Origin of the sequence: Micromonospora sp. NPDC048986, assembly GCF_040649335.1 — a bacterium.
Taxonomy (GTDB): domain Bacteria; phylum Actinomycetota; class Actinomycetes; order Mycobacteriales; family Micromonosporaceae; genus Micromonospora; species Micromonospora alfalfae.
Genome location: NZ_JBEZFJ010000001.1, coordinates 958,743 through 983,905 on the forward strand (window position 1 = coordinate 958,743; position 25,163 = coordinate 983,905).

The following is a 25,163-nucleotide window of genomic DNA, read 5'->3' on the forward strand; positions in this document are numbered from 1 at the left end:
TTGCCGTTCTGCGTGTCATGCGCTGTATGTCGGCGCAGCAAGTGCAAGATCGCCGCAGTGAGGGTGGGTGGGTGAGGGGGTTAGGGGTGGGGGTCGGGGCGGGTGAACGGGGCGGCGGGGGTGACTGTCAGGTCGGCGGGGGCCGGTAGGCCGTCCTCGATCGGGTCGGGGCCTCTGCGGCGGCGCCAGGAGCGCGGCGCCGGTGGGTCGGCGGAGCGGCCGTCGTCCGGCGGCCCGAACGCGCCGGAGGGCGCGGCGGGGGCCAGCTTCAGGGCGGCCCCGAACAGCACACAGGCGACGAACGCCATCACCAGTCCACGGCCGTACTCGATGTGAAAGCCGTCCTCAAGCGAGTAGAAGAAGTTTCGCTGACCGGGGTTGTCGAGGCTGGCCGTGGCGGCTAGCAGCAGCATCAGCAAGGCACCGGCCAGGGTGAGGCCGGTCAGCCGGGCGTTCGGCCGCACGGCCGCCGTGCCACGCAACGTCAGCGCCACGGCGCAGACGAGGGCGAGAAGCCCGACCAGATAGCCGACCCCGAAGCCACCGACCTCGGACACCCCGGCGGGCACCTCGAACGTCGCATTGCCGTCGGGCCCGCCGTTCGGCAGGCTCATCACCAGCCACTCACCGATGAGCGAGGCGATCGCGGCCACCGCGGCCAGACCGGCGAGCAGCAGGGGCAGCCGAGGATCCTGCGCGAGGTCGCCCAGGGACCAGGCGAAGCGGCGTCGCGGGGCCGGCTCGTCGGCACCCCACTCGATCACCGCCGGGGCCTCGGATCGGTCACCCTGCCGCGGGATCGGAAGCTCCTCGGACATCGGCCACCCTTCCGCCGGTCACGGACCTGTGTCGCATCATGGCACAGCAAGCTGGTGGTGACAGGGATCGCAGGACTGGCGAGCGCGCCGGTCTGTCGCTCGGCAGTCGCCTTTCCGCTAGCGTTTGCCCCATGCCTATCCGTACCGCTTCAGCACAATGGCAGGGCAATCTCACCGAGGGCGCGGGCACCATCCGCACCGGTAAGGGCGGCCTGGCCGGCAACTACTCCTTCAAGTCGCGCTTCGAGGAGGGTGAGGGCACCAACCCCGAGGAGCTGATCGCCGCAGCGCACGCCGGCTGCTTCTCGATGGCGTTCTCCAAGGCGCTCGCCGACGCGGGCTCGACGGCCACCTCGGTCGAGACCACCGCCAAGGTGCACCTGGACAAGACCGACGCCGGCATGACGGTGACCCGGATCGACCTGGAGACGGTCGGCCAGGTCCCGGGGATCGACGACGCGGAGTTCCAGAAGCTTGCCGAGGCCGCCAAGGCCAACTGCCCGATCTCCCGTCTGCTCTCGCCGGGTGCCGAGATCACCCTCAACGCCCGCCTGGCTGCCTGAGCAAGCAGACCCACACCGTACGTCCACGGAAGGAGCCTCCGCCCGATCCTGGGTGGTCGCTTCTTCCGTGCATGTGCGGACGACGGCCACTGTCGTCCAGCAGGACCGGGCCGCGTGCCCCCGCGTCGGGCACAATGGGCGAGGTGCCGGTGGAGATGAGCCGTGAGCGCTTCGAGGAGTTGGTCGGCGAAGCCCTCGACGAGGTGCCCGAAGAACTACTCGGCCTGATGAACAACGTGGTGATCCTGGTCGAGGACGACCCGCCACCGGGCGAGGTCGACCTGCTCGGCCTCTACGAGGGGCATGCGCTCACCGAGCGCGGCTGGGACTACTCCGGCGTGCTGCCCGACCGGATCTTCATCTACCGCCGTCCGATCCTGCGGATCTGCGACAACGACGAGGACGTCATCGACGAGGTGGCGGTGACAGTGGTGCACGAGATCGCCCACCACTTCGGCATCGACGACGCGCGCCTGCATTCGCTCGGCTGGGGCTGAGCCCCCGCGCGACCCGCCGGCTGTCCGATGGCCTGTGCTTGCCGAGGTCGCCTACCGTCGGTGCAGCGAACGCGACCCTATTCAGGAGGCCCTTTCATGCGCAGCGAGCTGTTCTCCGCGGAGAATCTGGAGAAGGAGTCCGCGCAGCCCGGCATGCGGTTGCAGAACTCCAAGATGTTGAAGATCGAGCTCAACGGCGAGGCGATGGCCCGGGTCGGGTCGATGGTCGCCTACCAGGGGAACGTGCAGTTCCAGGCGTTGGGTTCAGGCGGGCTCGGCAAGTTCCTCAAGCAGAAGCTCACCGGCGAGGGCGTCCCGCTGATGAAGGTCACCGGGCAGGGTGACGTCTTCCTCGCCGAGCTGGCCAAGGACGTGCACATCATCGACCTGGAGCCGGGCGACGCCCTCTCCATCAACGGCAGCAGCGTGCTCGCCTTCGACTCCACCCTCCAGTACGACATCAGGATGGTCGGTGGCGCCGGGATGGCGTCCTCGTCCGGCCTCTTCAACTGTGTGTTCAGCGGCTACGGGCGGATCGCCATCACCACCAAGGGCACCCCGGTCGTGCTGAACGTGGACGCACCGACGTACGTCGACCCTCAGGCCGCGGTCTGCTGGTCGGCCAACCTCCAGACCGGCTACCACCGGGCCGAGCAGCTCGGCCTCGGCACTCTGCTCGGACGCCGCACCGGTGAGTCGTTCACCATGAGCTTCGCCGGTCAGGGCTTCGTGGTGGTGCAGCCGTCCGAGGAGCCGCCGGTCATGGGCAGTGGCCAGCAGCAGCAGGAGGGCGGCCTGCTCGGCGGTCTGCTGAGCTGACCGCGAGTGGGGCGGGGCGCACCTGATCTGTCGAGCTGACCGCAGCGCGGGCGCTCCCGTTCTCTCGGGGGCGCCCCGCGCCGCTCAGGTCAACTCGCCGGTTCGCAGGCGGGTCAGCCAGGCCGCCGCGTCGGCGTAGTCGACGTCGGAGAGGCCCGCTGGCGCGGGCACCTGGCGTTCGCCCGCCTCGGCCCACCGGTGCCGGGGGTAGGAGCCCAGGAAACGGACGTCGGCACAGACCCTGCGGAGTCCCTGCAACGCCTCGCCCAGGCGTACGTCTGCCACGTGGCCGGCACAGTCCAGGAAGAACACGTAGCGGCCCAACGCCTCGCCGGTCGGCCGGGATTCGATCCGGGTCAGGTTGACCCCACGGACGGCCAACTCCATCAGCACGGACAGCAGCGCGCCGACCCGGTCGTGGGCGATGTAGACCGCGAGCGAGGTGAGGTCGTCACCGGTCGGCGGCGGTGGCGGCCCGGGGCGGGACACCAGCGCGAACCGGGTCACCGCGTCGGGGTGGTCGGCGATCTTGTCGGCGAGTGTGGTGAGTCGGTGCCGGGAGGCCCCGATCGGTGCGCAGATCGCCGCGTCGAACTCGCCAGTGCCGGCACCGGCGGCGGCCGCGCCGTTGGAGAGCACGTCGACCACCACAGCGTCGGGCAGGTGGTCGCGTAACCAGCCCCGGCACTGGGTGGACGCCTGCGGATGGGCCGCCACGGTGCGGATCGAGGTCAGCGGGGTGTCGGGCCGCGCGGCGAGCACGAACTCCACCGACAGGACCACCTCACGGGTGATCACCAGCGGCTCGCCCTCGGCCATCTCGTCCAGCGTGACGCCCACCGCGCCGCCGATCGAGTTCTCCAGTGGCACCAGCGCGGCATCGGCGTCGCCGGCACGGACGCTGTCCAGCGCCTCGCCGACGCTGCGGGCGGGCGTACGGGTGCCGCGCTCGGCGGCGGGTATGGAGCGCAGGGCCTGCTCGGCGAAGGTGCCCTCCGGCCCGAGGAAGACGAAACGTGTCGGCGGTGTTCCCGGCATGCCGACCAGCCTACGCACCCGGTCCGTTGGCCGGGCCGGCGTCGCAGGCGAGGGCGCGAATCCCGGCCGGGCTGGTGGCGCGTACCTCGATGGTGCAGACGTCCGTTCCGGCGGTGACCAGCACCGGGGAACCGGGCTCGCCCCGGGTGACCACCTGGAGTTCCTCGTGCCCGGTCACAGCCAGCACTGTGAACTGCCAGTCAGCGGCGCAGAGCGGCCCGGTGCGGACCTGGACCCGGACGTTCGACGGCAGCACTCCGGCCCGGCCGCGCAACAGTTGCAGCACCCGCTGGCCGGTCGGCCCGTTGCGGCAGGCCGTCGCGACCAACCCGGCGTCCGGGGTGGGTGTGGCGGTGCCGAGGGACGGCGCGGTGGTGGGCGGGGTGGTGGCCGGTGGGGTGCTCGGGCCGGACGGTGTCGGGGCCGCGGTGTGGGTGGGAGCGCCGGTCGGCTCCCCCAGCCCGGGTGGGGCGCCACAGCCGGCCAGCGCCGCGACGGCGAGCGCCATCGGCAGGACTCGGGCGAGGCTGCGCGCCGCAACGCGGTCGGCTGCCCGGCCGGGAGCCGCCGGTGGGGGGTGGATCGTCGACCGCGGTGAGGGGGACGCGGGCGGGGGTGGGGTGAACGGCACGGGCCGATCCTCGGGACATCGGAGAATTCGTCGCGGCCGGGGTGGCCGAGCCCATCGTAGGGCGAGCGGCCGGTCGGGTGAAGGTCAGCCGGTGACGCGGTGCCCGGCGCGCTGGAGCGCTGCGGTGCCCTCGGTCAGCCGGACGGTGGGCACCAGCAGGTAGTCGGTGTCGAACGTGGAGAACGTGACGGCGCTGACCCGTGCCTCGGCGAGCGGGTCGACCAGCGCGGCCAGGCTGCCGGTGCCGGCCAGCGTCACCGGGGCGGTGACCCGTAGACAGCGCCAGGTCGTCTCCACCACCGCCTGTGCCGGCGCCCGCTCGGTCGGGCAGATCACGGAGATCCCGTCGGAGGTCCAGCTCACCGTCACCACGTCCGCGCCGCGCAGCCCGCTCGACAGCGCGTCCGGCACTGTGCTGCCGGCGGCCAGCCGGCACAGAGCGTATTCCCCGGGCAGCAGAGCGATATCGAGCATGAGGGCACCCTACGGCCTTCGTACCGACCCATACAGGCCACGCCACGTGCGGCGAAGGACACACTGCGCCGCAGGTCAGACCTCGGAGAAGAAGGTGAGGGAGCCGGTGACGGCGCCGTCGGTGAGCACCGGGGTGGAGATCGCGTCGACTGTCGCGTCGGAGCTGTTCGCCGAGGCGGCCTGCACCCTGAGTAGCCCACGGGCGAGTCGGCCGGAGGAGAGCGCGAGCAGGGGCGGAATCTTGTCGATCTCGGCCTCGGTCAGCTCGCCCCGGTTGGCGGTGAAGTCGAGCAGGCGCAGCCCGCCATCGAGCAACGGTCGCCCGATCAGCCCGGCTGGCTCACCGAGACAGAGCAGCTCGCAACCGGCCGTGGAGATCGCCACCACCCGGGTGTCGGCGTCGATCAGCAGGCACGGCTCGTCGGCCCGGGAGACTGTCGACGACCATTGGCCGACGTTGTCGGACTCCGGCTCTGTCGAGGCCCGCGCCGCCGGCACGAACGCTTCCGAGAGCGAAAGTTCGACGTGGGCCACCGCGCCTCCTATGTGCACCGATCGACTGTCCACGCTAGCGGGTCGCCGACGGAATCACCGAGCGCACCGGGTCACCGGGGCGCGCAGCGTGAACCGAGGCGACCGGTGACGGCGCGGAAACCGGTGAGGCGAACGGGGGGACCGGAGCCGCGTGGCGTCGCCGGTGACGTTACCGGCGGTGGGCCGGCTTGTCAGCGGCCGTTCGGCCCTCGTCGTACCACCGGTAGTCGGCGGTTGGACGGTACGTGCCGTTCAGCCAGGTGCCCGGGTTCTGCGCGACCCGGGAAAGCTTCTCGGCGGTGGCGGGGCTGATCCGGCTGCCGCCGGCCACGAGCAGCCGGTCCAGCTCCCGGTGGGTGGCCATCAGGCAGTCCTTCGGAAGGCCGTAGACGCTGATCACGCCCGAGCCGACGAAGGTCAGCACCGGCGTCACCGGAACTGGCAGCCCCACCGCGTCCGAGAGGGCCTTGCTGGCCCGCTTGGCGTCCCGGCGGGACTCGGCCACGTACGGGGGCCGCTTGCCGTTGATCTGCACCACGTCGCCCGCGACGAGCACCCTGGCCCGGCCGTGGTCGGCGATGGTGACGGCGAACAGGCCACTCGGCCCGATGGCGAGGAACCCGGCTCGGTCGTCCTGACCGCGGTCTAGGACGTCTGTCACGTCGGTGCGCGGCCACTCGATCACGTGCCAGGCAGGCCCGAGATGGTCGAGTTGGCCCAGCGCCCGTGCGCCGGCCGCCTCCAGGCGGCGTGCACCCCGCTCGGCCCGACGGCGGCGGGCCCATTCGAGCGGTGTCGGACGGACCGGTTCGAGAACCCCCGGCGCCTCGACGCGGGGGTGTGGCACCGCGACGGGCGGCAGTGCCCGAGCGGACGGTACGGCTCGTCGTGCGGGAAAGACAGTCATCGCGACCTCCGGCAAAAGGTCCCTCGAAGTTATGTCCTCACTACCCTACGTTGCCACTACCGGTGTTCGGCAAGCCGGAGCGCCGGAGTGACTGTGGATGAATGCCATATTCATCCACAGTTCTTTTCTCGGATGCCGCTAAACCCTGCCCTACGCTGCGGGAGTGACCCACTACGTCGACAGTGAAGTCGGGCGGCTCGGCACCGTACTGCTGCACCGGCCCGGCCCCGAACTGGCCCGGCTCACCCCGCGCAACAACGACTCGCTCCTGTTCGACGCGATCCCCTGGGTGGGGCGCGCCCAGGAGGAGCACGACGCGTTCGCCGCCGCCCTGCGCGAGCGCGGCGTCGAGGTGCTCTACCTGGCCACCCTGCTGGCCGAGACGCTTGCCGTCGCTGACGCCCGGGCCGAACTCACCGAGCAGGTGCTGCGCTCCCGGCGGCTCGGCGACACGCTGCGGGCCCGCGTCGCCGACCACCTCTCCTACCTGGACCCGGCCGCACTGGCCGACGTGCTCACCGCCGGGCTGGCCCACGAGGAGTTGCGGATCAGCTCCGAGCGGCCGGGCGGACTGGTCTACACGCTGATGGACCGACACGACTTCGTCATCGACCCACTGCCCAACCTGCTCTTCACCCGCGACTCGTCGCTGTGGATCGGCGACCGGGTGGGTGTCACCAGCCTGGCCATGCCGGCCCGCCGCCGGGAGACCACACTGACCGACGCCATCTACCGCCACCACCCCCGGTTCGCCGGCACCGAGTTCGTCTACCGTCCCGGCCTTGAGCATCTGGAGGGCGGGGACGTGCTGCTGCTCGCGCCCGGGGTGCTGGCGGTCGGGGTGGGCGAGCGGACGACACCGGCCGGAGCGGAGCGCCTCGGCCGGCAGGTCTTCGCCGCCGGCCTGGCCCACACCATCCTGGTGGTGCCGATCGCCCAGAAGCGCGCCACCATGCACCTGGACACGGTGTGCACGATGGTCGACGTGGACGCCGTCCTGATGTACCCCAACATCGCGAGCACGCTGTCGGCGTACACGGTGATCGCCGGCGGGGACGGCGAGGACCCGCGGGTGGACGGGCCGGCGCCGTTCCTGCGGGCCGCCGCCGACGCGATGGACCTCGACCTGCTCCGGGTCATCGACACCGGGCTGGATCCGGTCACCGCTGAACGCGAGCAGTGGGACGACGGCAACAACACCCTCGCGCTGGCCCCCCGCCTCTGCGTCGGCTACGAGCGCAACACGGAGACCAACGCCCAACTGGAGCGGGCCGGCATCGAGGTGATCCCGATCGCCGGTTCCGAGTTGGGCTCCGGTCGGGGCGGACCGCGCTGCATGTCCTGCCCGATCACCCGCGACCCGCTACCCGTCGCCGGCTGAGCACGCGACGAGCGCAGCCGCTGCCCGGCTGAGCGGAACGACCGCCCCGGCTCAGCGCAGGGTGAGTTGGCGGCCGAGCAGCCCCTGACGGGCCCGGCGGCCGGCGGCGTCGAGTGGGTCGGTGACGGGGAGCGCCTCGGCGTACCGCTTGGCGAACTGCGCCACCGGCTCCTCCCACTCGGCCGCCGGGGTCTCCTCCGGCAGGTCCCACACCGGCACGAGTCGACCGTGCGCGCGGAACATGCCGGCGAACTTGGTCTGCTCGCCGAGCGTCAGCGTGCCGGCCGCGCCGAGGCGGGCCAGCGCGTCCAGGGCGGCGTCCTCGTCGTCCGGCAGCACCCAGCGCACGTGGGCCTTCTCCGGGACCTGACACCAGTACGCGGCCTTGGCCGCGGTCAGCCGGACCGTCGGGTAGATCGCCGCGTTCGCCCGCTCCAGCGACGCCTGGACGGTCGGATCGTCGGCGGCCCCGGGATCGAGCCAGAAGTCGAAGCCGTCGTGCATGGTGATGTCCAGTGGACCGTCCACGAGGATGTCCTGCAGCCGGGGCCCGGGGCCGGGCAGTGGCGCCACGGCCACCTGGCCACCCGGCTCGGTACGCAGCGCGCTGAGCAACGCGTCGGCCAGATCCCGCGACACGTCACCGGACTGCTGGTGGCGCTGGAGACCGATCAGCACCCGGCCGTCCGGCTTGGTGATCGCCGGGGCAGCCATCGGCAGCACCGTGGCGAGCGTCGCCGTCCGGTCGCCGAACTCGTCGACCAGGGCGGGCGCCAGCCGCAGCGGGGCGGAGGCGGCGGGCACCAACTCGCGCAGCGCGATCCACTCGGACTCGTCGACCAGCCCGTCGAACGGACGTGGCACGAAGACGTCCCGCACCTTCTCGCGACGGGGAGTGGTGTCGGCGGCGGCGCGCTGGCTCTTTCGACGCTTGGTCACGGCGTCACAGCCTAGAGCCCCGAGCGGCTCGGCGTGACCGGGACCCGCCCGAGCCGTCCTCAGCCCGCTGACACCAGATTGGGTCGGGGTGTCGGCACCGGGTCGAACTCCGCCCAGACGCGCTGGCCCATGCCGTCCTGCTCGACACCCCACCGGGTGGCCAGGCCAGCCACAATGTGCAGCCCGCGCCCGTCCGCCGCGTCCGGGCTGGCCGTCCGGAGCCGTGGCCCGGCGCTCGCGCTGCCGCCGTCGGTGACCCGAAGCTGGATCAGTGTCCCGTCGGCCGAGGGCCGCAGCTGCCAGGCAACCCGGATCACGCCGCCGGGCAGCGGTCTGGCGTGCCGCACCGCGTTGCCCACCAGCTCCGCGAGCACCGCGATCAGGTCCGCGAGGAGCGTCGGGGGTACGACGTCCGCCAGCTCGGCGGCGAGCCGGTGTCGGGCCAGCCGTGCCCCGCCCGGGTGGTGGGGAACCACCACGCACCAGGCTCGATCCCTCGTTGCCGCTGCCACCGTCGCCTCCACGTCGCGCCACCCCTGGTCAACCGCGTGGTAGCCGCACCTCTGCGACCGTACCGCCGCCGGTCCTCGGACGTAGGGATACCCATCCATTCTGCTGTTCAACGATCCGGCGGACGAGATAGAGGCCGAGCCCGGCCCCCGGGTAGCCGCGACGGTCGCCGGACTCGCCCTGCCAGAACCTGTCGAACGCCCGTTCCACGTGCTCGGGCCGGATGCCGATGCCCTGGTCGCTGACCCGGAACGCCACCAGATGACCGTCGCCCGATGCGGTGATCTCGATGGGAGAGCCAGGTGCCGAGTACTTGCCGGCGTTGGTGGTCAACTCGGTCAGCACTGTGGCCAGGCTGGGCCGGTGACCGAGCGCTTTGGGCAGGTCACTCGGGAGGCGGAGCACCAGCCGGCGGCGCAGCTCCGCCGGCAGGTCGACGACGGCGGAGCGCAGCGCCTCGCCGAGGTCGAACGGGGTGGGAGGGTCGTCGCCCGGCCCCACCTCGGCGGCCGAGCTGAGCAGACGGTCGACCAGCCTGGCCAGCTCGTTGGCGCGTTGTCCGATCACCCGGGCCGCCTGCCGGCGGTCGACGTCGGTCAGCGACTCCCAGTGGTCGGTGAGGGTGTCCGCGTACCCCTTGATGACGGTGACCGGGGTGCGCAGCTCGTGGCTGGTCACCGCGACGAACAGTTCGCGGTCGTGGTCGCGGCGCTGCTGGTCGGTGATGTCGCGGAAGGTGACCACCCGTAACGTCCCCGGGCCGGGCAGGTCGCCGGAGGTGATCCGCAGCCAGCGGCCGTCCGGCATCCGGTGGTCCCGAACCTGCCCGGAGGGTGGCAGCGGAAACGGCAACGGGCGGCTCAGCGCCTGCTCGACCGTCCGGCCGGTGACCTGGGCGGCGGCCGGGTTCCAGAGCCGGACGTGGCCGTCCCGGTCGACGACGGCCAGGCCGTCGGCGAGAGCCGCCACCACCGGACCGTCGCCGTGCACCGGCAGGCCACTCTGGTCGCCGTACATGTGCCCGACGCAGGAGGCGAGGTAGGCGATCACCCCCTGCTGCTCAGCGCCCGGCTCGTCGTCGCCCGAATAGAGCGCGTGCAGGCTGCCGACCGTGTGACCGCCGATCTCGGCCCGGGAGACGACCATCCGGCGCAGGCCGCTGCCGGCCAGCTCGCCGGCCAGCTTGCCGTTGAGGTCACTCACCCGCGCTTGCAGCACCCGTGGTCCGGAGAGCAGGCAGACGGTGTCCGGGTCGTCGACTGCCAGTGGACGACCGAGGGCCCACTCCGCCGCACCGGTCGCGGCGATGACGCGACCGCCGGTCGGACCGAACTCGACGAACGCCATCCCGGTCGCGCCGAGCGCCGGCTGGGCCACCCGGAGCAGTTGGGTGAGGACCGGCAGGCCCGCGTCCCCAGAGTTGATCATCTCGATCACGACGGTGTGGCCGGCGAGGAGAGCGGGGAAATCGATACGCTCCGGCATGTGCCGAGTCTGCCCCGCCGACCCGGTTTTGGGCACCCCCGCCCGGTCGATGGGTCAGCGGTCCAGCCGGGCGAGGGCGTACGCGGGCCGGTCGGTGATGATCCCGTCCACCCCGGCGGCCAGCACCAGCTCCAGGTCGGTCGGCTCGTTGACCGTCCAGACGTACACCTCGTTGCCGGCCGCCCGCAGTGCGGGCAGCAACTGCGGGCGGGCCCGGACCAGGCCGATGCCCGGGCCGGCGATCCGGGTGCCGAACGGCAGCCGACCCAACCGCAGCCAGCGCGGCAGCACCTCCAGCAACAGCACTGTGGGCAGCGTCGGGGCCAGCTCGCGCACCCGACGGACCGCCAGCGGCGAGAACGACATGACGGTGACCTGCACCGGATCGTCCGGCGCGGGGTCGGCCAGCCCGTACCGGCGCAGCAGGCTGACCAGTCGCCGTTCCACGTTCGAGCCGTAGCGGGACGGGTGCTTCGTCTCCACCAGCAGTCGGACCGGCCGCCCGGCGGCGAGCACCGCGTCCAGGAGCCGGGCCAGGGTCAGCAGGCGGGTGTGCGACTCGTCCGGTGGCAGGTCGCCGTCCGGGGCGCTGCCCGGGTGCCACGAGCCGAAGTCCAGGGCGTCCAGCTCGGCGAGCGTACGCGCGCTGACCAGACCGCGACCGTTGCTGGTGCGGTCTAGTCGTCGGTCGTGTACGCAGACCAGGTGCCCGTCCCGGGTCAGCCGGACGTCGCACTCCAGGCCGTCGGCACCCTCGTCGAGGGCGCGCAGGTACGCGGCGAGGGTGTGCTCGGGTAGGTCGAACGAGGCGCCGCGGTGCGCGAAGACCAGTGGCCCGCCCATTCCGCCGGCCTCAGATGACCTGGCCGGGCTGCCCGTTCGCGTCGACCACCGGTCGGCCGACCGCAGCCCACTGGCGCATCCCGCCGTCGGCGTTGCGCACCTGCTCCCAGCCGTTGTTGATCAGGTAGGCGACGACCTGGGCGGAACGCCCGCCGGAACGGCAGACGACAGCCACCTCCCGGTCGGTGGGCACCTCGGCCAGCCGGGCCGGTAGTTCCATCATCGGCAGGTGGTGGGCGGTGGGCGCATGGCCGGCCGCCCATTCGTCGTCCTCCCGCACGTCCAGCAGGTAGGTCTCGTCGGCGATCTCGGTCACGGGCACGGTGGGAACCTGGGGTCCGAACACAGGAAGCAACACTAGATCCTCGTGGCCCGGTTCGGCACCGACCGGGCCGTCGCCACTGTCACAACCGGGTCACCCAGCGGGGGTTGGCCTGCGCCCAGGCCGGCACCCGGGTGCCGCGCAGCGCCTCGAAGAGCCCGTTGCCGCCGTTGTCCAGCACCACGTACGAGACCTCGTCGATCGTCTGCGGCGAGGAGGGCACCTGGACGCCACGCATCCCGTCGGGCGGCAGCGCGCGCAGCGCGAGGAGCAGGTCCTCCAGGGGTACGCCGTTGGTGTCGACTGTCAACGAGCCGCCGACCGCCCGGAGCACCTGGTCAAGTTTGACGGGGTTGCTCCGCAGGTCCGCCCTGCCGGCGCTGTCCAACATCGCCCGGAGCAGCTGCTGCTGGTGGTGCTGCCTGTCGTAGTCACCGCCAGGCAGGTCGTAGCGCTGTCGGACGTAGTCCAGGGCCTGTGCCCCGTCCATCTGGTGGCAGCCGGTGGCGAAGACCCGGTTGGTGTGGATCGAGCGGACCTCGGTGTCCACGCACATCTCCACCCCGCCGAGCAGGTCGATCACCTTCCGGAAGCCGGAGAAGTCGATCAGCGCGGCGCCGTCGAACCGGATTCCGGTGAGCCGGTGCAGGGTGGCGGAGAGCAGTTGGGCGCCGGCCTGCCCGCCGCCGCCGTGCTCGTACGCGGCGTTGATCTTGTCTTGACCGCCGCCGAAGCCGTTCGCGGGCGGGATCGCGACCAGCAGGTCACGCGGAATGGAGACCAGGTACGCCTCCCGCTGCCCGGCGGGGACGTGCACGATGAGGATGGTGTCCGAGCGTTGGTCCGGGCCGCTGTCGCCCGGGCGCCGGTCGGAGCCGACCAGGAGATAGTTGAGCGGCCCGTCCAGGTCGGTGCGCTCGGTGCGGGCGTCCGCGTCGAGCAGCTGCTCCTTTGTCACGGTGCGGTCGTAGCGGTGGCTGAGCGTCTTGAGCCCGGCCACGGCGAGCCCCGCCAGCAGGACGAGAGCCAGGCCGATGCCGAGCAGGACGCGCGGCCAACGGGCGCGAGGCGACCGGGCGGACGGGCCCGCTCCGGCCCGGTCCGCTGCGTTCCGTCCCCACCTGGACGTGACCGCCTCCCCGCAGCCGATACGTGAAACCTGCTCACGTCAGGCTACGGGCGGTGAGGGGGCCGTCGCTGGCTTTCCGCCACTTCCGGGCCTCACTTGCGGCTGGAGATCACCTCGGGGTGGGTGAAGACGAACTCGGCGAGTTTGTCCTGCTTGACCGCCTGGAACATCGCCATCGTCTCTTCGTTCAGGCCCTCGGTGTTGTTGTTGTTGGCGTTGAAGGTGCCGTTGTTGGTCTTGAGCATGGTCAGCTCGTTGCCGGTGACCCCGCGCATGGTGAAGATGAAGTCCTCGATCGGCACGCCGCCGGTGTCCAGCACGAACGCCTTGCCCGCCGCCTTGATCAGGTTGTTCATCTTGGCCGGGTTGGACAACATCCCGCCCTCGGTGGCCTTCTTCGCCATCGCCTTGATCAGCTGCTGCTGGTTGGCCTGCCGGTCGTAGTCGCCGTTCTTGAGGGACTTGCGCTGGCGGGAGTAGTCGAGCGCGGCCCAACCCTCCATCTCCTGGCAGCCCTTCTTGTGCACCACCGGGGTCCGCTCCTTGCCGGTCTTCTTGGCATCCGCGTTCCACATCGGCTTGCCGTCGACGTACGACATGTGCAGCGACTTGACCTCCTGGCTGACACAGATCCGCACAGTGCCCAGGGTGTCGATGACGTTCTTGAAACCACCGAAGTTGATGATCGCCGCGCCGTCGAAGCTGATCCCGGTGAGCCGCTTGATCGTCTGGGCCATCAGCTGGGCGCCACCCTCCCAGCCACCGCCGTTGGCGGCACCGGCCTGGAACGCGGCGTTGATCTTTCCGGAGCCGCCGCCGTAGCCGCTCTTCTTGAAGGCCGGGATCTGCGCCTCGGTGTCCCGAGGGATCGAGATCAGGTACGCCTGGTCGTGGGTGGCCGGAATGTGCAGGACGATGATGCTGTCCGAGCGGACGTCGTCGGCGGCCCAGCGCTCCCGCGCGTCCACGCCGAGCAGCAGCATGTCGATCGGGCCGTCCAGGCTCGCGCCACCCTCCGCGTCGGACTTGCCGGCGTCACCCAGCAGGTTGCCCTTCGCGATGCCGCCGGTCGCCTGCCCGATCAGCGCCTTGCTGCCGACGATGGCCACCCCGCTGCTCAGCATCAGCACGGCACCGAAGACAACTGTCAGCCTGGCCCAGAGCGGGTCCTTGCGCTTCGTCCGCTTCTTCGACCCACCACCACCCGGGCGGTCGCCCCCGCCACCACCGCCGCTGCCGGGCGGACGCGAGCCCGGCCCGCCGCCTGAGGGGCGTGCCTGGGCGGGTATGGCCGCAGCGACTCGACCGCTGGGGGCGGCGGACCCGGAGGAAGAGGGGCGACGACTGGCCTGAACCGGCATGCATGCTCCAGCTCGTGATCAGGAGGGGGCGGCACCACTGTACGTACATCAAATCGACTTGGCGAGTTCATCCCGGGTCAATCCGGACGTCGAATTTCGCAGACTCAGTCGATCGTCGCCGCTCGATGACCCGAACGGCTGGTGCCAGCCGGGCCGCGGTCAGCCGCCGTCGTTGCTCTTCGGCGGGTTCGCCTTGACCCAGTCGGCCATCGTGTCTCCGGACATCGCCTGGTACATCGCGAGCGCCTTCTCCCGGTCCGACACCACCACCGACTCGCCGTTGATCGTGTCGCTGCCCGAGTTCGGGCTGGTCACAAAGGTGAGGTTCTGGCCGCGCAGGTTACGGAACTGCAGCGCCATGTCTGTAACCGAGAAAGTCTGGTCGACGGTTACGGCCGCGGTCACCGACTTGAGGAAATCGTTGAGCTTCTTCGGGTTCGCCAGTGTGCCGGTGCTGGCCGCCTTGTCCATCAGTGCCCGAAGGAACTCCTGCTGGTGCCGCATCCGGGCGAAGTCCCCGTCCGGGAACTGCTTGCGCTGGCGGATCCAGTCCAGCGCCTCCGCGCCGTCCATGTGGTTGGTGCCCTTGGTGAAGGTCCGGTACGGCTTGTGGATCGAGGTGATGGTGCGCTCCACCTTCAGGTCCACCCCGCCGAGAGCGTCGGTGACCTCCTTGAAGCCGCCGAAGTCGATCGCCATCACGTGGTCGATCCGGACGTCGGTGAAGCACTCCACGGTGCGTACCGCCAGCGGCAGCCCACCGAACGCGAACGCTGCGTTGATCTTCGCGCGCGAGCCCGAGCCGCAGTCCGCGCCGGCGCTCTCCGGGATCGGCACGTACAGGTCCCGGGGGATCGAGACCAGGTAGGCCTCCTGGTGGTCGGCCGGGATGTGCATGACGATGATCGTGTCGGCGCGCCACTGACTCTTGCTGTCGACCGGCGCGTCCGGGTCCCGTGAGTCGCTGCCGACCAGCAGGATGTTCAGCGCGCCGTCGACGGTCTTGGTGGGCCGACCGCCGGTGATCTCCGCGAACGGGTCGGTGCGGGCCAGGTCACCGTTGAGGTTGCGGGCGTACAACCAGGCGCCGACGCTGCCGAGCAGCGCCAGCACCAGCACCGCGGCCCCGGCCACCAGGGCGATCCGACCCCAGCGCGGTCGCGGGCCGCGCCGCCCCGATCCGCCGGTGCCACCCGGGCCGCCGGGCCCGGTGGGCCCCGCCGGGCCGCCGGAGCGAGGCTGCTCCTCGTCGTACGGCGGGTAGAAGCGCGCCTCGGTCGGACGGGCACGCCCGGAGGCGGCCCGATCGGGGCCGGGCACCGATGCGCGCCCGGCGCTGCGGTGCAGGTACGGATGCGGGACGCCGGCAGACGAGGTCGCGGACATGTAACTCAGGGTACGTAGCGGGAGCCACTGCCGCCTTCAGGCGACACTCAGCGACAGGCGGTACGCGAGAATCTGGTTACCCTAGCCGCGAGCGGAAGTACTCGATCGTGCGTCGCAGGCCATCTTCGGGCGCTACCGACGGCTCGTACCCGAGCAGTTCACGAGCGAGCGTCAGATCCGGTCGGCGCATCTCCGGGTCATCCGAGCTGCGGGTGACATAGGTCACCTTCGAGGTGCTGTCGGAGAGCGACACGATCAACTCGGCGAGTTGCCGCATGGTCAGCTCGTGCTCGGTGCCGCAGTTGACCGGGCCCGTCTCGGTCGAGTCGAGCAGCAGCAGGATGCCGCGCACCAGATCCTCGACGAAGCAGATGGACCGGGTCTGGTTGCCCGTGCCGTGCACGGTGATCGGCTCGCCCCGCAGCGCCTGGGAGATGAAGGTGGGGATGGCGCGGCCGTCGTCCGGGCGCATCCGCGGGCCGTACGTGTTGAAGATCCGGACGATCGCCGCGTCGAGCCCGCGATAGCGGTGGTACGCCATCGTCGCGGCCTCGGAAAAGCGCTTGGCCTCGTCGTAGACGCTGCGGACCCCGATCGGGTTGACGTTGCCCCAGTAGGTCTCCCGCTGCGGGTGCTCCTTCGGGTCCCCGTACGCCTCGGAGGTGGAGGCCATCAGGAACCGGGCGCCGTCGGCGGCAGCGCGCTCCAGCAGGTGCAGGGTGCCGACCGAGCCGACCCGGAGGATCTCCACCGGCAACTGGGCGAAGTCGGTGGGGCTGGCCGGAGAGGCCATGTGCAGGATCGCGTCGAACCGCTCGGCCAGCGTCGGGTGGTGGGTCGGCAGACCGTCGGAGATGTCCGCCTCGACGAGGGTGAAGGTCGGCCGATCCAGCAGGTGGGCGACGTTCTCCTTGGAGCCGGTCACGAAGTTGTCCAGCGCCACCACCGTGCAGCCTCGGGCGATCAGGGCGTCCACCAGGTGCGACGGGACGAAGCCAGCTCCGCCGGTGACGAGGACGCGGTGATCGGAACCAAAGCGCTCAGCAACCTTCATGCGGCTCAGCCTACCGACAGCCGAATTCGCGGAAGGGGTCCCCTGTTGACGTCGTACGTCAACAGGGGACCCCTCGACAGGTGCCGCGATCAGTGGGCGCCAGCGCCGGTGAGGGCGCGCACCTCCAGCTCCGCGTACTTGTCCTCGTCGTGCTCCTTGGAGATGACAGTGCCGATCCACCCGCAGAGGAAACCGAACGGGATGGAGAGGATGCCCGGGTTGGACAGCGGGAACCACTGCCAGTCGTGGTCCGGGAACATCGAGGTCGCCGCACCGGAGACCACCGGCGAGAAGAACACCAGCAGCACTGCCGAGAGCAGTCCGCCGTAGATCGACCACACCGCGCCGGAGGTGTTGAACCGCCGCCAGAAGAGGCTGTAGAGGATCGCCGGCAGGTTGCCCGAGGCGGCGACAGCGAAGGCCAGCGCCACCAGGAACGCCACGTTGAGGTTCTGGGCGTAGATCGACAGAGCGATCGAGACCGCGCCGATCCCCAGGGCGGAGATCCGGGCGACCCGCACCTCCTGCCGCTCCGACGCCTCACCCTTCTTCAGCACGTTGGCGTAGAAGTCGTGCGCCAGGCTGGACGACGACGCCAGCGTCAACCCGGCGACCACCGCGAGGATGGTGGCGAAGGCGACCGCCGCGATGATCGCCAGCAGGGCTGCCCCGCCGAGTTCGCCGCCGAAGAAGTCGATGCCGAGCGCTTCGGCCAGCTGCGGCGCCGCGGTGTTGCCGGCCTTGTCCTGTGCCGTGATCGCCTGGCTGCCGACCAGCGCCGCCGCACCGAAGCCGAGGGCCAGAGTGAGCAGGTAGAAGGTGCCGATGATGCCGATCGCCCAGAGCACGCTCTTACGGGCCGCCTTCGCCGTCGGCACCGTGTAGAAGCGGATCAGGATGTGCGGCAGGCCGGCGGTGCCCAGCACCAGGGCGATGCCAAGCGACAGCAGGTCGACCTTGTTGTAGAACGTCTGCGTCGAGTTGCCGGCCACCTCGACGCCGTACCGGAGCCCGGGTTCGAGGAACGCGCTGCCCTTGCCGGAAGCGGCGGCCGCCTGGCCGAGCAGCTCCGACAGGTTGAAGTTGAACTTCGCCAGCACCAGGATGGTCATCAACAGCGCGCCGCCCATGAGCAGGAACGCCTTGACGATCTGCACGTAGGTGGTGCCCTTCATGCCACCCACGGTCACGTAGATGATCATCAGGGTGCCGACCATGATGATGGTGGCCACCTTCGCGGTGGCCGCGTCCATGCCGAGGAAGGTCGTCCCCGGCCGGATGCCGAGCAGCAGCGCTACCAGCGCGCCAGCGCCAACCATCTGGGCGAGCAGGTAGAAGATCGACACCGTGATGGTGGAGACCGCCGCCGCCGTACGCACCGGACGTTGGCGCATCCGGAAGGCCAGCACGTCCGCCATCGTGTACCGGCCCGAGTTCCGCAGCAGCTCCGCGACCAGCAGCAGGGCCACCAGCCAGGCGACCAGGAAGCCGATCGAGTAGAGGAAGCCGTCGTAGCCGTACAGCGCGATGATGCCGGCGATGCCGAGGAACGAGGCGGCCGACATGTAGTCGCCGCCGATCGCCATGCCGTTCTGGAAGCCGGAGAAGGACCGGCCGCCCGCGTAGAAGTCGGTGGCCGTCTTGGTCTGTCGGCTGGCCCAGATGGTGATGCCCAGGGTCACCGCCACGAAGACCAGGAAGAGTGTGATGGTCAGGTTGCGGGCGGTGTGATCGCCCGCCTCGGCCGCGAGGAACGTCTCAACCGCGAGGACCTTGCTCATGGGTCACCTCCCCGATCTCGGCGCGGATCCGGTCCGCGATGGGGTCGATCTTCCGGTCCGCGTACCGGGAGTAGAGCCAGGCGATCAGGAACGTGGAGACGAACTGGAGCAGGCCGAAGACCAGTGCGACGTTGATGTTGCTGCCGAACAGCTTCGTGCCCATGAAGTCCCGGGCGTACGCGGAGAGAATGACGTAGAGCGCATACCACAGGAAGAACGCGACGGTCATCGGGAAGACGAAGCCGCGCAGCGCACGCCGCAGCCCGGCGAACTCGTCCGACCGTTGTACGGCCAGGTACTTGTCCGACTGGGAGGCAGCCGGAGCGGGTGTGTCCGTGGACATCTGTGGATCACCACCTTCACAGGCGTCAGAGGAGTTTCGCGCACCGTAAAGAGCGCACTCCCCGGCAGGGAAGGCTGAGATCGACGCCGGTCGGCGAGTGCGCCGAGCGGTTGCCTGGCTGCGCCAAGTGACTCAGGTCACTGCGGTGATCGGTAGCCCCTGGCGAGGTGCCCGTTCAGACCGGCAACTCGTGGTAGCGACCCCGGTAGTGCAGCAGCGGGGTGGCCCCCTCGGTCAGGTCGACCGCCTCGATCGTGGCCTCGACCAGCAGGCCCCAGCCGTACTCCCGGGCGGCGTCCAGCCGGCACCCGGCCCAGCCGCCGGCGTCCGCCGGAACCGGCCCGTACGGCGTCTCGTTCCACGCGCCGGTGGCGAAGAGCCCGCCCGGGGCGGGGAAGAGGCCGGCGAACCGGTCGGCGAGCTGCCGGTGCGGCGGGCCGAGCGGCGTGACGGCGAACCGACCCGACTCCTCGACGGCCGCCCAGAGGTCGGACTCCGGGTCGATCAGCCCGAGCAGCCGGTCCGGTTCCCCCTCGGCGACCAGGGTGGACGAGACGGTCAGCCCGGCCGGACCAGGTGCCGTCCAGAGGGTCACCGGTGCGGCGAGGCGACCACGCAGCCGGCGTACCGGCGACCGTTGCCCGGTCGGCACCGCGAACGGATCGGTGTGGTGGATCTCGGCACCCGGCTCATGATTCACGTGAAACATTGTGACCCGCCCCGCCCGTCGTCCGAACCCGACCGGCGAAGGAGCGAATCAGGGCGGCGACCTCGTCCGGTCGCGTGTCGAGCACGAAGTGCCCCCCGTCGAGCAGGTGCACGTCCGCCCCCGGCACGTCGGAGCGGTACGCCTCGGGTTCGGTGACCTCGAACGAGGTGTCGTACCGACCCCAGACGACAAGCAGCGGCGGCTGGGTCCGGCGGAGCCAGTCCTGCCAGGCCGGGTACGAGGCGACGTTGGTCCGGTAGTCGTACTGGAGGTCCACTTGACGCTCGATCTGCCCGGGTCGGCTGAGGAAGGCGTGCTCGTCGACCCACAGGTCGGGGTCGTACCGCTCCGGGTCCGGATCGTTGCCGACGTGCCGGGTCCGGATCGCCGCCAGCGAGAGGATGTTCTCCCGGACCGCCGCCTCGTGCGTGGCCCGGTCCTGCCAGAAGGCCCGGCGGGTGCCCCAGAGCGGGCCCAGCCCGGTGTCGTGGGACACCGCGTTCTGCACGATGAGGCCGCGCAGCCGACCCGGATCGGCGAGGGCCATCCGGAACCCCACCGGCCCCCCGTAGTCCTGCACGTAGAGCAGGTAGCGCTCCGCGCCGACGGCGGCGGCGAAGCCCGCGATCGTCTCGGCGATCCGGTCGAAGGTGTACGGACTCCGCGGATCCGGGGCGGCGCTGTGCCCGAAGCCGGGGTAGTCGGGCGCGATCAGCCGGAACTGGTCGGCGAGCCGATCGAACAGCGGCTCGAACATCCGCGACGAGGACGGGAAACCGTGCAGGAGCAGCAGCACCGGCGCGTCCGGTGCGCCCGCCTCCCGGTAGAAGATCGAGAGTCCGTCGACGACGATGCTGCGGTAACGCGTGTGCGAGCCCATGCCGACAGCCCCCTTCGTCCCGACTGCCCGAACCATAACGAGGGTCGGGCGCCCTCGAGCGGCGTTCGGCCGGACGGGGAGCGGCGCGCGCTCAGCGCCGGGGCGTGACAGTGGCCAGCAGCTCCGGCTGACGTCGATCCAGCACGTCGCCGGCAAGGTACGCGCCCAGCAGCGCCGCGCCCAGCCCGTACGCGGCACCGACCGGCAGGGCCAGCCAGAGCCACGCGTCACCGAGCAGCGCGGCGGCCACCACCATCGGCACCGCGGCGACCACCGAGGCGAGCATGGCCAGCAGGGTGAGCAGCCCCTTCGCCAGGCCCGCACCGCTGTTCATGGCGAACGGGTTGCTCGTCTCCGGCAGTGAGTACGCCCCGAGCACCGAGATCAGGCTGTTCACCGCCAGCCCGGCACCGTAGGTGGCGACCAGGCCGCCGATGGTGAGCCCGATCCACTCCGGTCGACTGAGCAGGAACGACAGCACCACCGCGACGACGCCCAACATCGGCAGCACGTACAGCGAGAAAGCCGTCATCCTGGCCCGCAACTCGACCCGGCCGGGCACCCCGGCCACCACGTTCGCCGCGTACGCGCTGCCGTCGAAGCCGAACTGGTTGGCCAGGGTGACGGCGGCGAGGACGCCCACGAGGAGCATGGAGATGGTGACCACGACGGGCGAGCTGTCGCTGGCGGCCGCAGTGAACCCGGCGCCGTCCTCGAACGCGAAGTCCCCACCCGTAACGTTGATCAACACCGGCACGAAGATGCCGACCACCGCGATCGTGATCAGGTTGGCCCGGCGGCGCGCGTCCCGCCACCAGTAGCGGGCCTCCCGGGCGACCAGGGCACCGAACTGGTCCCGGCCGGCCCAGGTGGCGACCCGGGGAAACAGTTGGGCGACCGCGCCGCCGGTGACCCCGCGCCGCACCGGGGCCTTACCGGCGCTGGCCGCACCCACCATCGCCGACTCGATCGACCGGGACCACCAGGCCAGCAGGGCGCCGAGAGTCACCACCGTGATCAGCAACTTGACCGGTGCCGCCCACACGCGCCCCTGGGCCACGTCGACGCCGACGGTCCACGGCGCGCCCAACGGAGTCCAACCGATCACGGTCGCCACGCCGGCCAGCCGGTCCCAGTCCGCCTCGCGCAGCGCGGCGAGGCCGAAGACCTGCAACGGACCGAGCAGCGCGGCCGTCACCGCCAGCAGCACGGCCGCCAGGTCGCGGACCCGCCGGGACCGCAACATGCTGGCGAACGCGCTGGTCACCGCCCGGCTGGCGGCGACGCAGAGCAGCAGCCCGGCGAGCACACCCACGACGGCGACCAACCCCGCCGACCAGCCACCCAACGACCAGGAGGTCAGCACCAGCCCGAACGACGCGATGAGCACCGCCAGCACCGGCACGCTGATCAGGGCCGCAACGAACAGGCCGGTCACCAACGTGCGCCGGGGCAGCGGCAACAGCGCGAACCGGGCCGGGTCCAGTGTCTCGTCGACACCGAAGAAGACCAGCGGCAGAAACAGCCAACCCAGCACCAGCAGCCCGCCACCGGCCGCCGCGATCAGCACCGCGTACTCGCCGTTGCCGGCCAGGCCCGGCGCGGCGAAGAGGAAGAACCCGCTGGCGGCGAACCAGAGCCCGAGCAACGCGCCGCCGACGAACAGGGCGATCCGCCAGCCCTGGCCCCGAAAGTTGTTGCCCATCACCCGCAGCTTGAGCCGGGCGAAGTGTCGAGCGGAGACGGTGCGTACGGGCGCGGCGGGGGTGGCGTCCACGCTCACTGGGAGAGCCACGACAGCTCCTCGCCGGTCGCGGTGCGCCCGCCGACCACCTCGACGAAGACCTGCTCCAACGAGCGACCCCCACGGACCTCGTCGATGCTCCCGACCCGCTTGATGGTGCCGCCGGCCAGGATCGCCACGTGCGAGCAGAGCCGCTCGACGACCTCCATGACGTGGCTGGAGAAGACCACGGTGCCGCCGCCGGCCGCGTACCGGGTGAGGATGTCCCGGATCAGGGCTGCGGAGACCGGGTCGACCGCCTCGAACGGCTCGTCCAACACCAGCACCCGGGGGCCGTGCAGCAGCGCGCAGGCCAGGCCGATCTTCTTTTTCATGCCCGCCGAGTAGTCCACCACCAGCGTCCGACCGGCGTCGCCGAGCGCCAGCACGTCCAGCAGCTCGGCAGCCCGCTGGTCGACCACCGCCGGGTCCATCCCCCGCAGCAACCCGTTGTACGCCAGCAGCTCCGCGCCGGTCAGCCGGTCGAAGAGCCGGACCCCGTCGGGCATCACACCGAGCAGCCGCTTGGCGGCGACCGGGTCCTGCCAGACGTCGTGCCCGAGCACCCAGGCCGAGCCGGCGTCCGGTCGCAACAGCCCGACCGCCATCGACAGGGTGGTCGTCTTGCCGGCGCCGTTCGGGCCGAGCAGGCCGTAGAAGGAGCCGGCGGGGACGTCCAGGTCGACGCCGGCCACCGCGATCGTGCCGTCGAACCGCTTGGCCAGGCCACGCAGTGCGAGCGCGGGGTGCTCAACAGTCATGCGCCGACGTTATCCGTCGACCGCCAGTTCCGCCGTCCGGCGACGGGCGGACCCGCGATCATCCCCGAGGCGGACGAGCCCTCAGAGCCCCTGGTACGGGTGCTGACGACCGTTGTCCCGCTCCCACTCGGTCACCGCCCGGGTGCGGTCCGGGTCCTGTGCCAGCAACCGCCAGTACTGCGCCACCACCCGTCGGGTCTCCGCGAGCGGGTAGTGGGCCTTGAGCACGTCCCGCCAGAGGTTCTGTAGGTCGACGCCGTTGGCGCTGAGCTCGGCGGCCCAGGCGTTGCCCTCCCAGCTCTCGCTCTCCTTGCGCCCCGCCGCGATGTCCTCCAGATCGGCCAGCAGGTCCAGGCAGAGTTCGTGCACCACCTGGATGTCGTCGGTCAACCACATCCCCAGGCAGGCGAGCCGCCGGTCCGTGGAGTGGTACTCCGCGATCCGCTCCTCCGACCAGCGGAACTCGATGCTCAAGGAGTGCCTCCAGGAAGAGTGGGGAAACCGTGGGCGAGAGTATCGGTCTCCGGATCGTAGAAGCCTCTCAGATGCACACCGTTGAACTTGCCCGACCACCGTCCGGTCTCCGGGTCCTTCACGACATCGGGGGAGTGGAACCCCCTGGTGATCGCGTTGTCGACGTCCTGGGGTGTCCAGTGGTCAGGGAAGAAGGTGCTGCCGCCGCGCTTCTCCCGCCACTCACCGTTGCGCCGGTTCAACATCGCGACCCTGGCGTTGTAGACGCCGGTGCGGTTGTCCCGCCTCGTCACCTTGATGACTTTCGCGCCGGGCGGGTCGATGCCGCCCGGCCGGTGGTGCCATCCCGAAACTCGGCCGTCGCGCTCGCCCAGCAGGGTGTGCCGGAGGCGTTCCGGCGTCATGCCGTCCGTCCGTTGCCCGCGTCGCGCTCGTGCCCGCTGTTTGCGCAGGTGGGACAGGGCGGCCCGGATGAATTTTCCCCGGGCCCGCTTACCCATCGAGGAGCGCTCCGATCACCTCGTCGATCAGCAGACCGACGATCTCGCGGGTGATCATCTGAAAGATCGGGATCTCCGCGAGGGTGGCCCCGAACGTCGCGACAGCTGTCGCCACCGCCTGCGCGATCTGGATGCCCAGGATCACCAACTGCACGATGACCTGGATCTTCAAGGCCAGCACGATGGCTCCGACGATCATGAGCCCGGTGCCGGCCAGGGTGGCCGCGAGAGCCCCGTCCTGCAACACCGGCACCGGGCCCTCCTGCTCGGTCCAGTACCGCTGGAACGCCTCGATGTCGGCACCGGCGTTGCTGGCCCCGACCGGCTCGGCCGCCTGGCCCGCCTCCGCCGTCAGGGTCTGCAACGTGCCGCTGAAGGCGAGCCAGCGCTGCCCCATCTCGACCAGGGCGATCTCGTCCGCCTGCGGCCAGTCGTAACCGATCATGCTGAGGAAGGTGGTCAGCTCACCCGGCAGTTGCAGCCCCATGTCAGCTCACCCCAGCTGCTGGCCGAGCCCGGCCATGCGCTCCGCGACAGCCCGCTCGTCCTCGTCGATCAGGTGCGCCATCCGGTTGAGGTCGACGCCGACCACGCCGAGCTCCTCGATGACGGACTCGAAGCACTCGGCGGCGTACGCGGTCACCTCCTCGCAGGCCGCACCGATCAGGCTGCCGATGTCGTCGCCGCCCCAGGGTGCGCCGAACCCCTGCAGATCGGCCAGGAACGCCCGTAGCTCGGTGAGGAAGCGGTCGGAGATGTCCTGAAGGTTGGTGCCGGCATCGCGCAGCCCGGCCGGGTCCACAACCCGGCCCATCTCAGGGCCGCCCACCAGAGGCGAGCCGCTCCTGGACGCCGCTGAGGGTGTCCATGATGCCCTGCAACTGCGGCACCGCGCTGCGCTGCACCTCGCGCAGCTGCTCCAGCAACGCCGTCGTGTCCGGTGCGGCAGTGGCGGCGGCAAGTGCCGAGCGTAGGTCGGTCAGGGCGGCATTGGTGGCCTCGCGGATCTCCTCGGCCAGACTCTCCGAAGCCCCGCGCATCATGCGGGGGTCGATCCAGACCGACTCGATCTGTCCACCGGGGAGCGCCACCACCCGGACCATTCCGTCGGCCGCCTCGCCCACGCCCTGTACGACCGGCTGCGCCTTCGCCACGCCACCTGCGTCGCCGCGGCCGAGTGTCGACAGCAGCTCGGAAATTGACCTGTTCAGATCCGAGGGGTACGTCACGAACGCAGTGTA

At 70.9% G+C, this 25,163-nt stretch carries 29 protein-coding genes and 1 pseudogene; 4 read left to right on the top strand and 26 right to left on the bottom strand.

The genetic code is table 11. The annotated features are described in order from the left end of the window. Positions 1-80: 80 nt before the first annotated feature. Positions 81-818: a hypothetical protein gene (locus tag AB0B94_RS04445; RefSeq protein ID WP_357268154.1), complete on the bottom strand. Its 738-nt coding sequence runs from the start codon at positions 816-818 to the stop codon at positions 81-83. A 131-nt stretch (positions 819-949) separates the two neighbouring features. Here AB0B94_RS04445 and AB0B94_RS04450 point away from each other — a divergent pair, with 131 nt between their 5' ends. From AB0B94_RS04450 to AB0B94_RS04460, 3 genes are all read left to right on the top strand, one after another. After that, on the top strand, positions 950-1,381 hold the full coding sequence (locus tag AB0B94_RS04450) for an OsmC family protein (RefSeq protein WP_355417875.1): 432 nt from the start codon (positions 950-952) through the stop codon (positions 1,379-1,381). A gap of 149 nt (positions 1,382-1,530) precedes the next feature. Next, positions 1,531-1,878, top strand: coding sequence for a metallopeptidase family protein (locus AB0B94_RS04455; RefSeq protein WP_238670058.1), 348 nt, complete (start codon positions 1,531-1,533; stop codon positions 1,876-1,878). A 96-nt stretch (positions 1,879-1,974) separates the two neighbouring features. Further along, positions 1,975-2,697: an AIM24 family protein gene (locus tag AB0B94_RS04460; RefSeq protein ID WP_354969821.1), complete on the top strand. Its 723-nt coding sequence runs from the start codon at positions 1,975-1,977 to the stop codon at positions 2,695-2,697. Positions 2,698-2,781: 84 nt separating this feature from the next. Here the strand turns inward: AB0B94_RS04460 and pheA are convergent, their stop codons facing one another. The 5 genes from pheA to AB0B94_RS04485 form a co-directional block, all read right to left on the bottom strand. Further along, entirely contained in the window at positions 2,782-3,735 is a 954-nt protein-coding gene (gene pheA / locus AB0B94_RS04465) for a prephenate dehydratase (RefSeq protein ID WP_357268156.1), read from the bottom strand. A 10-nt stretch (positions 3,736-3,745) separates the two neighbouring features. Next, positions 3,746-4,243 carry a hypothetical protein gene (locus tag AB0B94_RS04470; RefSeq protein ID WP_357268158.1) on the bottom strand — a complete coding sequence of 166 codons (498 nt, stop codon included), beginning with the start codon at positions 4,241-4,243 and terminating at the stop codon, positions 3,746-3,748. Between the two features lie 207 nt (positions 4,244-4,450). Continuing rightward, entirely contained in the window at positions 4,451-4,840 is a 390-nt protein-coding gene (locus AB0B94_RS04475) for an ACT domain-containing protein (RefSeq protein WP_238670010.1), read from the bottom strand. 75 nt (positions 4,841-4,915) lie between these two features. Further along, on the bottom strand, positions 4,916-5,374 hold the full coding sequence (locus AB0B94_RS04480; RefSeq protein WP_357268161.1) for a hypothetical protein: 459 nt from the start codon (positions 5,372-5,374) through the stop codon (positions 4,916-4,918). A gap of 169 nt (positions 5,375-5,543) precedes the next feature. Continuing rightward, the gene (locus AB0B94_RS04485; protein ID WP_238670008.1) at positions 5,544-6,281 is read right to left on the bottom strand and encodes a hypothetical protein; all 738 of its coding nucleotides are present in this window, start codon (positions 6,279-6,281) and stop codon (positions 5,544-5,546) included. A 163-nt stretch (positions 6,282-6,444) separates the two neighbouring features. Between AB0B94_RS04485 and AB0B94_RS04490 the strand changes: the two genes are divergently transcribed. Continuing rightward, positions 6,445-7,662 carry an arginine deiminase gene (locus AB0B94_RS04490; RefSeq protein ID WP_357268164.1) on the top strand — a complete coding sequence of 406 codons (1,218 nt, stop codon included), beginning with the start codon at positions 6,445-6,447 and terminating at the stop codon, positions 7,660-7,662. 51 nt (positions 7,663-7,713) lie between these two features. Here the strand turns inward: AB0B94_RS04490 and AB0B94_RS04495 are convergent, their stop codons facing one another. The 20 genes and pseudogenes from AB0B94_RS04495 to AB0B94_RS04590 form a co-directional block, all read right to left on the bottom strand. Further along, positions 7,714-8,601, bottom strand: a complete 888-nt coding sequence (locus tag AB0B94_RS04495; protein ID WP_357268166.1) for a DUF5926 family protein — start codon at positions 8,599-8,601, stop codon at positions 7,714-7,716. 59 nt (positions 8,602-8,660) lie between these two features. Next, positions 8,661-9,080, bottom strand: a complete 420-nt coding sequence (locus AB0B94_RS04500; RefSeq protein ID WP_357268434.1) for an ATP-binding protein — start codon at positions 9,078-9,080, stop codon at positions 8,661-8,663. A 61-nt stretch (positions 9,081-9,141) separates the two neighbouring features. Further along, positions 9,142-10,596: a PAS domain-containing sensor histidine kinase gene (locus tag AB0B94_RS04505; RefSeq protein WP_357268168.1), complete on the bottom strand. Its 1,455-nt coding sequence runs from the start codon at positions 10,594-10,596 to the stop codon at positions 9,142-9,144. 54 nt (positions 10,597-10,650) lie between these two features. After that, on the bottom strand, positions 10,651-11,439 hold the full coding sequence (locus tag AB0B94_RS04510; RefSeq protein WP_357268170.1) for a glycerophosphodiester phosphodiesterase family protein: 789 nt from the start codon (positions 11,437-11,439) through the stop codon (positions 10,651-10,653). Positions 11,440-11,449: 10 nt separating this feature from the next. Next, positions 11,450-11,785: a rhodanese-like domain-containing protein gene (locus AB0B94_RS04515; protein WP_030487745.1), complete on the bottom strand. Its 336-nt coding sequence runs from the start codon at positions 11,783-11,785 to the stop codon at positions 11,450-11,452. Between the two features lie 58 nt (positions 11,786-11,843). After that, positions 11,844-12,806, bottom strand: coding sequence for an LCP family protein (locus AB0B94_RS04520; protein ID WP_357268436.1), 963 nt, complete (start codon positions 12,804-12,806; stop codon positions 11,844-11,846). A 176-nt stretch (positions 12,807-12,982) separates the two neighbouring features. Further along, a complete protein-coding gene (locus AB0B94_RS04525; RefSeq protein ID WP_357268438.1) occupies positions 12,983-14,014 on the bottom strand; it encodes an LCP family protein in 1,032 nt (343 codons plus the stop codon). A gap of 396 nt (positions 14,015-14,410) precedes the next feature. After that, positions 14,411-15,637 (bottom strand): LCP family protein, encoded by a 1,227-nt coding sequence (locus AB0B94_RS04530; protein WP_357268172.1) that lies wholly within the window; start codon positions 15,635-15,637, stop codon positions 14,411-14,413. Between the two features lie 76 nt (positions 15,638-15,713). Further along, a complete protein-coding gene (locus tag AB0B94_RS04535; protein WP_357268174.1) occupies positions 15,714-16,691 on the bottom strand; it encodes an NAD-dependent epimerase/dehydratase family protein in 978 nt (325 codons plus the stop codon). A gap of 89 nt (positions 16,692-16,780) precedes the next feature. Beyond that, positions 16,781-18,472, bottom strand: coding sequence for a cation acetate symporter (locus tag AB0B94_RS04540; protein ID WP_357268176.1), 1,692 nt, complete (start codon positions 18,470-18,472; stop codon positions 16,781-16,783). Beyond that, on the bottom strand, positions 18,450-18,815 hold the full coding sequence (locus tag AB0B94_RS04545) for a DUF485 domain-containing protein (protein ID WP_124853905.1): 366 nt from the start codon (positions 18,813-18,815) through the stop codon (positions 18,450-18,452). Before AB0B94_RS04545 ends, AB0B94_RS04540 begins: the two co-directional genes overlap by 23 nt. A gap of 175 nt (positions 18,816-18,990) precedes the next feature. Further along, positions 18,991-19,536, bottom strand: a pseudogene (locus tag AB0B94_RS04550) (flavin reductase family protein); the annotation flags it as partial. Continuing rightward, positions 19,505-20,404, bottom strand: a complete 900-nt coding sequence (locus AB0B94_RS04555; RefSeq protein ID WP_357268179.1) for an alpha/beta hydrolase — start codon at positions 20,402-20,404, stop codon at positions 19,505-19,507. The pseudogene AB0B94_RS04550 and the gene AB0B94_RS04555, both read right to left, overlap by 32 nt. 91 nt (positions 20,405-20,495) lie before the next feature. Then, on the bottom strand, positions 20,496-22,187 hold the full coding sequence (locus AB0B94_RS04560; RefSeq protein ID WP_357268440.1) for an ABC transporter permease: 1,692 nt from the start codon (positions 22,185-22,187) through the stop codon (positions 20,496-20,498). Further along, on the bottom strand, positions 22,184-22,948 hold the full coding sequence (locus AB0B94_RS04565) for an ABC transporter ATP-binding protein (protein WP_357268181.1): 765 nt from the start codon (positions 22,946-22,948) through the stop codon (positions 22,184-22,186). Before AB0B94_RS04565 ends, AB0B94_RS04560 begins: the two co-directional genes overlap by 4 nt. Positions 22,949-23,029: 81 nt before the next feature. Then, positions 23,030-23,422, bottom strand: coding sequence for a hypothetical protein (locus tag AB0B94_RS04570; RefSeq protein WP_238669998.1), 393 nt, complete (start codon positions 23,420-23,422; stop codon positions 23,030-23,032). Beyond that, complete coding sequence (locus tag AB0B94_RS04575; RefSeq protein ID WP_357268183.1) at positions 23,419-23,826, bottom strand: EndoU domain-containing protein; 408 nt, start codon at positions 23,824-23,826, stop codon at positions 23,419-23,421. Before AB0B94_RS04575 ends, AB0B94_RS04570 begins: the two co-directional genes overlap by 4 nt. 88 nt (positions 23,827-23,914) lie before the next feature. After that, positions 23,915-24,409: a hypothetical protein gene (locus AB0B94_RS04580; RefSeq protein ID WP_357268185.1), complete on the bottom strand. Its 495-nt coding sequence runs from the start codon at positions 24,407-24,409 to the stop codon at positions 23,915-23,917. A gap of 6 nt (positions 24,410-24,415) precedes the next feature. Next, positions 24,416-24,736, bottom strand: a complete 321-nt coding sequence (locus AB0B94_RS04585) for a hypothetical protein (protein ID WP_357268187.1) — start codon at positions 24,734-24,736, stop codon at positions 24,416-24,418. 1 nt (position 24,737) lies between these two features. Further along, complete coding sequence (locus AB0B94_RS04590) at positions 24,738-25,151, bottom strand: YbaB/EbfC family nucleoid-associated protein (protein ID WP_357268189.1); 414 nt, start codon at positions 25,149-25,151, stop codon at positions 24,738-24,740. Between the last annotated feature and the right edge of the window lie 12 nt (positions 25,152-25,163).

What these genes read in the sequence shown, in the direction of transcription:
- AB0B94_RS04445 (WP_357268154.1), bottom strand. Translation starts at nt 818, where the DNA reads ATGTCCGAGGAGCTTCCGATCCCGCGGCAGGGTGACCGATCCGAGGCC.
- AB0B94_RS04450 (WP_355417875.1), top strand. Translation starts at nt 950, where the DNA reads ATGCCTATCCGTACCGCTTCAGCACAATGGCAGGGCAATCTCACCGAG.
- AB0B94_RS04460 (WP_354969821.1), top strand. Translation starts at nt 1,975, where the DNA reads ATGCGCAGCGAGCTGTTCTCCGCGGAGAATCTGGAGAAGGAGTCCGCG.
- pheA (WP_357268156.1), bottom strand. Translation starts at nt 3,735, where the DNA reads ATGCCGGGAACACCGCCGACACGTTTCGTCTTCCTCGGGCCGGAGGGC.
- AB0B94_RS04470 (WP_357268158.1), bottom strand. Translation starts at nt 4,243, where the DNA reads ATGGCGCTCGCCGTCGCGGCGCTGGCCGGCTGTGGCGCCCCACCCGGG.
- AB0B94_RS04475 (WP_238670010.1), bottom strand. Translation starts at nt 4,840, where the DNA reads ATGCTCGATATCGCTCTGCTGCCCGGGGAATACGCTCTGTGCCGGCTG.
- AB0B94_RS04485 (WP_238670008.1), bottom strand. Translation starts at nt 6,281, where the DNA reads ATGACTGTCTTTCCCGCACGACGAGCCGTACCGTCCGCTCGGGCACTG.
- AB0B94_RS04505 (WP_357268168.1), bottom strand. Translation starts at nt 10,596, where the DNA reads ATGCCGGAGCGTATCGATTTCCCCGCTCTCCTCGCCGGCCACACCGTC.
- AB0B94_RS04510 (WP_357268170.1), bottom strand. Translation starts at nt 11,439, where the DNA reads ATGGGCGGGCCACTGGTCTTCGCGCACCGCGGCGCCTCGTTCGACCTA.
- AB0B94_RS04525 (WP_357268438.1), bottom strand. Translation starts at nt 14,014, where the DNA reads ATGCTGAGCAGCGGGGTGGCCATCGTCGGCAGCAAGGCGCTGATCGGG.
- AB0B94_RS04530 (WP_357268172.1), bottom strand. Translation starts at nt 15,637, where the DNA reads ATGTCCGCGACCTCGTCTGCCGGCGTCCCGCATCCGTACCTGCACCGC.
- AB0B94_RS04535 (WP_357268174.1), bottom strand. Translation starts at nt 16,691, where the DNA reads ATGAAGGTTGCTGAGCGCTTTGGTTCCGATCACCGCGTCCTCGTCACC.
- AB0B94_RS04540 (WP_357268176.1), bottom strand. Translation starts at nt 18,472, where the DNA reads ATGAGCAAGGTCCTCGCGGTTGAGACGTTCCTCGCGGCCGAGGCGGGC.
- AB0B94_RS04545 (WP_124853905.1), bottom strand. Translation starts at nt 18,815, where the DNA reads ATGTCCACGGACACACCCGCTCCGGCTGCCTCCCAGTCGGACAAGTAC.
- AB0B94_RS04555 (WP_357268179.1), bottom strand. Translation starts at nt 20,404, where the DNA reads ATGGGCTCGCACACGCGTTACCGCAGCATCGTCGTCGACGGACTCTCG.
- AB0B94_RS04565 (WP_357268181.1), bottom strand. Translation starts at nt 22,948, where the DNA reads ATGACTGTTGAGCACCCCGCGCTCGCACTGCGTGGCCTGGCCAAGCGG.
- AB0B94_RS04575 (WP_357268183.1), bottom strand. Translation starts at nt 23,826, where the DNA reads ATGACGCCGGAACGCCTCCGGCACACCCTGCTGGGCGAGCGCGACGGC.
- AB0B94_RS04580 (WP_357268185.1), bottom strand. Translation starts at nt 24,409, where the DNA reads ATGGGGCTGCAACTGCCGGGTGAGCTGACCACCTTCCTCAGCATGATC.
- AB0B94_RS04585 (WP_357268187.1), bottom strand. Translation starts at nt 24,736, where the DNA reads ATGGGCCGGGTTGTGGACCCGGCCGGGCTGCGCGATGCCGGCACCAAC.